The 6536-nt window shown below is 68.7% G+C and carries 5 protein-coding genes, 1 tRNA gene and 1 pseudogene; all 7 read right to left on the bottom strand.

The features are described from left to right. A pseudogene (locus tag ACT84W_RS08960) lies at positions 1-117 on the bottom strand (ABC transporter permease); the annotation flags it as partial. Between the two features lie 175 nt (positions 118-292). Beyond that, positions 293-367: transfer RNA gene (locus ACT84W_RS08955), tRNA-Asn, on the bottom strand. A gap of 113 nt (positions 368-480) precedes the next feature. Continuing rightward, complete coding sequence (locus ACT84W_RS08950; RefSeq protein ID WP_417576463.1) at positions 481-1029, bottom strand: hypothetical protein; 549 nt, start codon at positions 1027-1029, stop codon at positions 481-483. Between the two features lie 51 nt (positions 1030-1080). Further along, positions 1081-1638: a hypothetical protein gene (locus ACT84W_RS08945; RefSeq protein WP_432290836.1), complete on the bottom strand. Its 558-nt coding sequence runs from the start codon at positions 1636-1638 to the stop codon at positions 1081-1083. A gap of 49 nt (positions 1639-1687) precedes the next feature. Further along, positions 1688-3073 carry an RNA polymerase sigma factor RpoD gene (gene rpoD, locus ACT84W_RS08940; RefSeq protein WP_417576461.1) on the bottom strand — a complete coding sequence of 462 codons (1386 nt, stop codon included), beginning with the start codon at positions 3071-3073 and terminating at the stop codon, positions 1688-1690. Positions 3074-3116: 43 nt separating this feature from the next. After that, positions 3117-5174 (bottom strand): DNA primase, encoded by a 2058-nt coding sequence (gene dnaG, locus ACT84W_RS08935; RefSeq protein ID WP_444328960.1) that lies wholly within the window; start codon positions 5172-5174, stop codon positions 3117-3119. Positions 5175-5301: 127 nt separating this feature from the next. Beyond that, on the bottom strand, positions 5302-6474 hold the full coding sequence (gene ribF, locus ACT84W_RS08930; RefSeq protein ID WP_444328959.1) for a bifunctional riboflavin kinase/FMN adenylyltransferase: 1173 nt from the start codon (positions 6472-6474) through the stop codon (positions 5302-5304). Between the last annotated feature and the right edge of the window lie 62 nt (positions 6475-6536).

Raw genomic sequence — 6536 nt, 5'->3', positions numbered from 1 at the left:
GCTCCAGATGACGCCGAGGACGCTGCGGCGGTAGCGGAGCTTGAAGTCCTTGGTCACGAGCTGCTGGAGGATAAAGAAGTCCTTCTTTCGCTGCGCCTTCTTGTGGGCGCGCACCAGGGACTTCTCGTTGGTAACGGTTGCGGAGTTTGCCAAGATTCCTCCCGGGAATCGCTGGAATCGGTGAACACGTACTGGGAAATCGTAGCACAGGGCATGGGTTGCCACGTAAAAGCCAGAGACCCTGTATTGATCGAAAAAAGAAAACCCGGCTCGAAGCCGGGTCCTTAAATTCTGGCTCCCCGGGCAGGATTCGAACCTGCGACACGCTGATTAACAGTCAGCTGCGCTACCACTGCGCCACCGGGGAATATGTTCTGCGCTGCCTTCGCGCAAGAAAGAACTATACAGGAATCTGCGAGCTATGCAAGCGAGAATCTCAAAAAACTTTGGCGAATTTCCGAGATTCCAAGAAACCGCAGGTCACTGGCCTACCAACGTCGAGCCCAAGGCTGCACTTCCCTCGTCGGTGAGCCTCCAGGTTCCGTCGGACTTCTGGAGCGCGACCTCACAGCTGTGCTCCTGCACCGGCGCCGCCCTCACGCAATCGAGGAGCTTGTCGCCGACGATAAGGTAAAGATCGGACTCCTCGGGGTAGCCCCCGTTCGCGAGGGTCTGCGCGGTGTAGGCGTCCGAAAGCGTGGTCCTCACGTCAGCCATCGAGCGCGTGCGCAGCGTCAGCTGCGCCGTGGCCGCCGATCCGTCGACGGAGACCTCCCCCACCTCATACGACGCCCCGTCGAAATATGCCTTGAGGAAGTCCTCGGGCGCCACGCCGAGTCGCTGGATCTCGGTGCAGGACTCGTCGCCCAGGATCTGCCAGGCGTCGTCGGGCGACGACCACAGGCGCGAGAGCGTGGCCTCAGCGGCCGCGCGCGCGTCGTCCTCGCCGCCGGCGCCGCAACCCGCGGTCGCAAACGCGCAAACGGCCAGGAGCACAGACGAGAGCAGGGCGATGATTCGCTTGGGCATGGCGTTCCTCTCTGAGGGATAGCTCGTCCGGCGCGGGGCGTCGGCGTAGGCCTAGAAGCAGAGCTTGACGAGCGACTGGCTGAGGCCGTCCTTGACGTCCCAGGAGCCGTCGTTTGCCTTCTTGCAGTACACACTCGCCTCGGAGTCCTGCACCGGGGCATCGCGCATCGTGTCGAGGAGGTCCTGCAGCTTGAAGTGGAGCGGGTCGCCCTTGGCCGCGGTGTCCTTGATGATCTTCGTGACGGACCGGGCCGATATCTTCACCTTGGCCAGCGCGCTTGCCCCCGTGACCTGGACGTCCTCGATCGCGTAGTCGAACTTCTGGAGATACTCGCGGGCGAGGTCCTCGGGCGTGGCGCCGAGGTCGGCGAGCTGGTCGGCGCAGAGCTCCTTCATCTTTGCGACGGCGAGGTCGAACGCCTCGCCAGAGGCCGCCTTAAGCTGCGAGAGGTACGTCTCGAGCGCCGAGCGCACCTGATCTGCGTCCGCGCCGGAACCGGTGCCGGAACCGCCGGCAGAGCCGCCACAGGCCCCCAGCGAGAGCGCGACGGCGGAGGCGGCGGCGAGGCCAAGGAAATCGCGCCTGTTCATCTGTGCTTCGAGCAACATGTGCTTCTCCTTTATGCGAATCAGGGCCCCGCGAACGGGGCCCTGGCAGCTAGTCTTCCATGTAGTCCTTAAGACGGCCGGAGCGGCTCGGGTGACGGAGCTTGGCCAAGGTCTTGGACTCGATCTGACGGATGCGCTCGCGCGTGACGCCGAACTCACGGCCGACTTCCTCGAGTGTGCGCGGGTGGCCGTCCTCCAGGCCGAAGCGGAACTTGATGACCTTGCGCTCGCGGTCCGCGAGGGAATCGAGCACCTGGTCGAGCTGCTCGCGCAGCATGGAGTCGGACGCGGCCTCGGGAGGGGCGACGGCGGTGGAGTCCTCGATGAAATCGCCGAGCTGGGAGTCCTCCTCCTCGCCGATCGGGGTCTCGAGGCTGACGGGCTCCTGGCTGATCTTCTGGATCTCGCGCACGCGGTCGGGGCTCATGCCCATCTCGGCGCCGATCTCCTCGGGGGTCGGGTCGCGGCCGAGGTCCTGGAGCAGCTGGCGCTGGACGCGGATGAGCTTGTTGATGGTCTCGACCATGTGGACCGGGATGCGGATGGTGCGCGCCTGGTCGGCGATGGCGCGGGTGATGGCCTGGCGGATCCACCACGTCGCGTAGGTCGAGAACTTGAAGCCCTTGGTGTAGTCGAACTTCTCGACCGCGCGGATGAGGCCGAGGTTGCCCTCCTGGATGAGGTCGAGGAACAGCATGCCGCGGCCGACGTAGCGCTTGGCAATGGAGACGACCAGGCGAAGGTTCGCGCTGATGAGCTGCTGCTTGGCGTCGAGGCCCACGGACTCGATGCGCATGAGGCGGCGCTGCTCGGCGCGGGTGAGCTTGAGCTCGCCGTTCTCGGCGGCCTCGAGCTTCTGGGTCGCCTCGGTGCCGGCCTCGATCTTCATCGCGAGGTTGACCTCCTCGGAGGCGGTCAGCAGGTCGACCTTGCCGATCTCCTTGAGGTACATGCGGACCGGGTCGCCGGTGAGCATGACGGTCGAGGTGTCCACGCGGCGGGCGCGGGCGCGGCTCGAGCGCTTGGGCTTGGATGCTTTGGCCTTGGGGACGGAGCGCAGGGCCTCCTTGACGGCCTTAGCCTCGCTCACGGCCTCGACGTCGTGGTCCTCGTCGCCGAACTCGTCGTTGCCGTCCTCGTCGTCGACGTCCTCGTCGTCATCGTCGTCGGAATAGTCATCGGAGTCGGAGTCGTCGGTCGCGGAGTAGGAGTCGCCCGAGGAGTCCGCGTCGGACTCGACGACCTCGACGCCCTTGGCGCGGATGCTCTCGTAGACGTCGTCGAGCTCATCTCCGTCGACGTCGATCTCCTGCAGGGCGAGCTGGACGTCGTCCTCGCTCACGCTGCCGTCCTTGGCATCGCCCACAAGGTCCTCAACGACCTTCTCGAGCTCATCGGAAAGCTTGACCTCGTCTTTGGTCTTCTTGGCTGCCACGTATATCCCTTCGACGCATGAACTTTCTTATATTACCCAAAAACTACGCGTTGTTAGTCGAGGATAAGCACTCTCGCAAATCGTTCGCCCTCGATTGCAGGCGAGCGGCTTCGGCATAGAGCTCCTGGGCCTCGTCGCCGTACGCGTCGGGGACCGAGCGGAGCTTGCCGCGGATCTGGCGCACCCGCCGCTGGCACGAGAGCCACTCGAGCGTGTTCACGATGAGCTCGAGCTTCTGGCCCTCCTCCATGCCCGCCTCGCCCATGACGCGCCCCGCGGAGAGCACCTGCGGGGCCGACTCGCACGCGGCCGTGGCGGCGGCGACGACGTCTGCGGGCGATGCGCCCGCGGGCGTGGAGAGCATCGCCCAGGCCATGGCCTCGTGGCGAGAGTCCGCCCACGAGATGTCCGCCAGGCGCTCGGCGTAGGCCTTGACGGGGTCGGGGTCGGCGGCCAGGGCGCACAGGAGCTCTTGCTCGCAGGCGAGCTGCATGCGCTCCTCCTCGGAGAGCCGGTAGCGCGGGGCCGCGGGGGCGGGCGCCGCGGCCGGCGAGAAGCCCGTCCCGGCTGCCGCAGGCTCGCCGTAGCCGCCGCCGTAGCCGCCCGCGTCGCCGTATGCTTCCGCGGGGACGTCTTCGTAGGCCTCGGCGGGCACGTAGTCGTAGCCGTCCTCGTCCGACGCGTACGGCGCGGATGACGCAAGGGCGGGCGCGCCCGCACGTCCCCCGCCCGAGACCGCTTTTGCGCGCGGTCCGCCGTCGCGGTAGCCGCCGGAGCGCCCGCGGCGCGGCGAGGAGCCGGAGTCATCGCGCGGCATGGGCGCGTCGCGGATGGCGTCCTTGACGTCGCCCAGGTCCATCTGGAGGGCGTCTGCCAGCCGTGCCGCGTACTCGGGCATCACGACGGACTTCTTGAGCGGCGCGAGGACCTTGGCCATCGACTCGAGGACCGCCACGCGCGCCCCGGGGCTGCCGAGGTCGGCGCCCGCGAGCCGCTTGTCGAAGACGAAGTCCATCAGGGGCCGGGCGGCGTCGAGCAGCGGGCGCAGCTCGTCTGCCGGGTGGGCCTGGAGGAACTCCATCGGGTCCTGGTTGTCCGGCAAAACGACGCAGCGCAGCTCTGCGGAGGTCTTGTCGATGAACTGCACGGCGCGCTCGGCCGCGCGCTGGCCCGCGGCGTCGCCGTCGAACATGCAGATGATGCGGTTCACGCGCTGGCGCTCCATGAGCTTGATGTGGTCGAGGCGGAAGGCCGTGCCGAGCGCCGCGACGGCGTTCGTGAACCCGTGCTCGTGCATGCTGATGACGTCGGTGTAGCCCTCGCAGACGATGGCCTCGCCGGTGGCTGCCATGGTCTCCTTGGCGCGGTCGTAGGCAAAGAGGTGCTTGCCCTTGTTGAACACCGCGGTGTCGCGCGTGTTCACGTACTTGGCCGTGTCCTTCTTTGGACCGATGACGCGTCCGCCGAACGCGATCGCGCGCCCCTGCTCGTCGCAGATGGGAAACATCACGCGCTCGAAGAATCGATCGACCGCGCGGCCGCCCCGGTCGAGCGCGAGGTCGGCGGCGATCATCTCGGCGGGCGAGAAGCCCTTGGAGCGCAGGTGCGCGACGAGGGAGCCGCGCCCCGGAGCGTAGCCGAGCCCCCAGCGGCGGCAGACGTCGCCGCCGAACCCGCGCGACGCGAAGTAGGCGCGCGCCGAGTCGGGGCCTTCTCCCCTGCCGCGCATGAGCATGGTGGCGTAGAAGGACTGGGCCTCCGTGAGGCACTCGATCAGGCGGTTGCGCCTGGGGCCGCGCCTGCCGCCGCGCTCCTCGGCGAGCTCGATACCGGCGCGATCGGCGAGGTAGCGGATGGCGTCGGGGAAGTCGAGGTTCTCGCGCTTCTGCACGTAGCTGAAGACGTCGCCGCCCTCGCCGCAGCCGAAGCAGTGCCACAGCCCGGTGTTCGGGTTGACCTTGAAGGAAGGGCTCTTCTCGCCGTGGAAGGGGCAGCAGCCCCAGAACTCCTGGCCGCGCTGACGCAGCTCGACCGTCTCGGCCACGAGCTGCACGAAGTCGGTCGCCTGTCGGACCTTCTCTTTGTCCTCGTCGGTGATCATGCGGGCCTCCCCTCCTCCTGATTTCCTCGGCGGGCACTTTGGGCTGGGCACCGTCTAAGTTTCCGCGAGCTTTTGCGCGCGCGACCGCGGGATTCAGCCCGCAAGTCGGTACGCCGGTGCGTCCCCCCTACAAAGAAACCCCGCGCTCGCCGAGCGCCTTCGCCGTCCAGTCGACGTTGGCGAGGACGGTGCGCTCGAGCTCGGTGAGCGAGTCGAAGGGGCGCGAGGCCCTAAGCCAGCGCAGGAAGCAGACGCCGACCGTGCGCCCGTAGAGGTCGCCCTCGAAGCCGATGAGCGTGGCCTCGAGGAAGCGCGCGCCCTCCTGCCCCGGCTCGAAGGTCGGCGGGCGGCCGACGTTGATGGCGGCCGCATAGGCGACCGGGCGTCCCTCGCCAGCTCCGCCGGATTCGTTGCCGTCGACGGGCGCGCCGTCCGGGCTTTCGACGGCGCGGCCCGCGCCGACCGTCACATACCCGGCGTAGACGCCCTCGGCGGGAAGCTCGACGCCCCCTTCGACCTCGACGTTGGCCGTCGGGAAGCCGAAGGCGGTGCCTTCTCCCCTCCCGTGGGCGACGCGGCCGGTGACGCTGTGCGGGCGCGTGAGCAGGCCCGCGGCCTCTTCTACCTTGCCCTCGGCCAAGAGCCCGCGGATGCGCGTGGCCGTGACCGGGGCGCCGCCCGCGCGTGAGAGCCCGACGCCGATGACGCCGAAGCCGAGGCTCCCCCCGAGCTCGGCGAGCGCGCGGACGTCGCCCGCGCCCCGGGCGCCCAGGCGGAAGTCCTCGCCGACCACGATGGCCTGGACCCTCGCGATCCCGAGGAGCACCTCGCGGACGAAGCGCTCATACGTAAGGCGCGCGAGCTCGGGCGTGAACTGCAGGACGCAGACGCAGGCGTGGCCTGCGGCCTGGATACGCCGCCAGCGTGCCTGCGCGGGGATGAGGTCCATGTTCGCCGGGCCGCCCAGCACCGCCGCCGGGTCGGGCGAGAAGGTCACGACCACAAGCCGGCAGCCGCGCGCGACGGCCTCGGCCTCGGCGCGGTCGAGAAGCGCCTGGTGCCCGAGGTGCAGGCCGTCGAAGGCCCCGATGGCCATGACGGCAGGCTCGCCGGGCACGGGGAAGGCGCCGGTCGGCGCGCTGATGTGAACGGTCCCCTGGGCCACGCCGCCGGCGAGGCTCACGTCCCTGCTCGTCCCGTCGGAGCCGCCAAGGCCGAGCGCGTCGCGCACGAGCGCGGCGGCGCGGCCGGCATCGATCGGGGAAGCGGGGGAAAGCGCGAGGAGCTCATCGCCGAGCATCAGCGCACCCCCTCGATTGCCTGGGGGTATTTCTCGTCGGACACGAGGGCGGTGCCCGTGCG

The organism is Paratractidigestivibacter sp. (assembly GCF_052362415.1).
In the GTDB taxonomy this organism is placed as follows: domain Bacteria; phylum Actinomycetota; class Coriobacteriia; order Coriobacteriales; family Atopobiaceae; genus Paratractidigestivibacter.
The sequence above is the reverse complement of the archived record's forward strand: the minus strand, read 5'-3'. Positions and strand labels throughout refer to the sequence as shown.

Coding starts and splice junctions, on each gene's coding strand:
- dnaG (WP_444328960.1), bottom strand. CDS start 5,174: ATGATCACCGACGAGGACAAAGAGAAGGTCCGACAGGCGACCGACTTC.
- ACT84W_RS08945 (WP_432290836.1), bottom strand. CDS start 1,638: ATGTTGCTCGAAGCACAGATGAACAGGCGCGATTTCCTTGGCCTCGCC.
- ACT84W_RS08950 (WP_417576463.1), bottom strand. CDS start 1,029: ATGCCCAAGCGAATCATCGCCCTGCTCTCGTCTGTGCTCCTGGCCGTT.
- ribF (WP_444328959.1), bottom strand. CDS start 6,474: ATGCTCGGCGATGAGCTCCTCGCGCTTTCCCCCGCTTCCCCGATCGAT.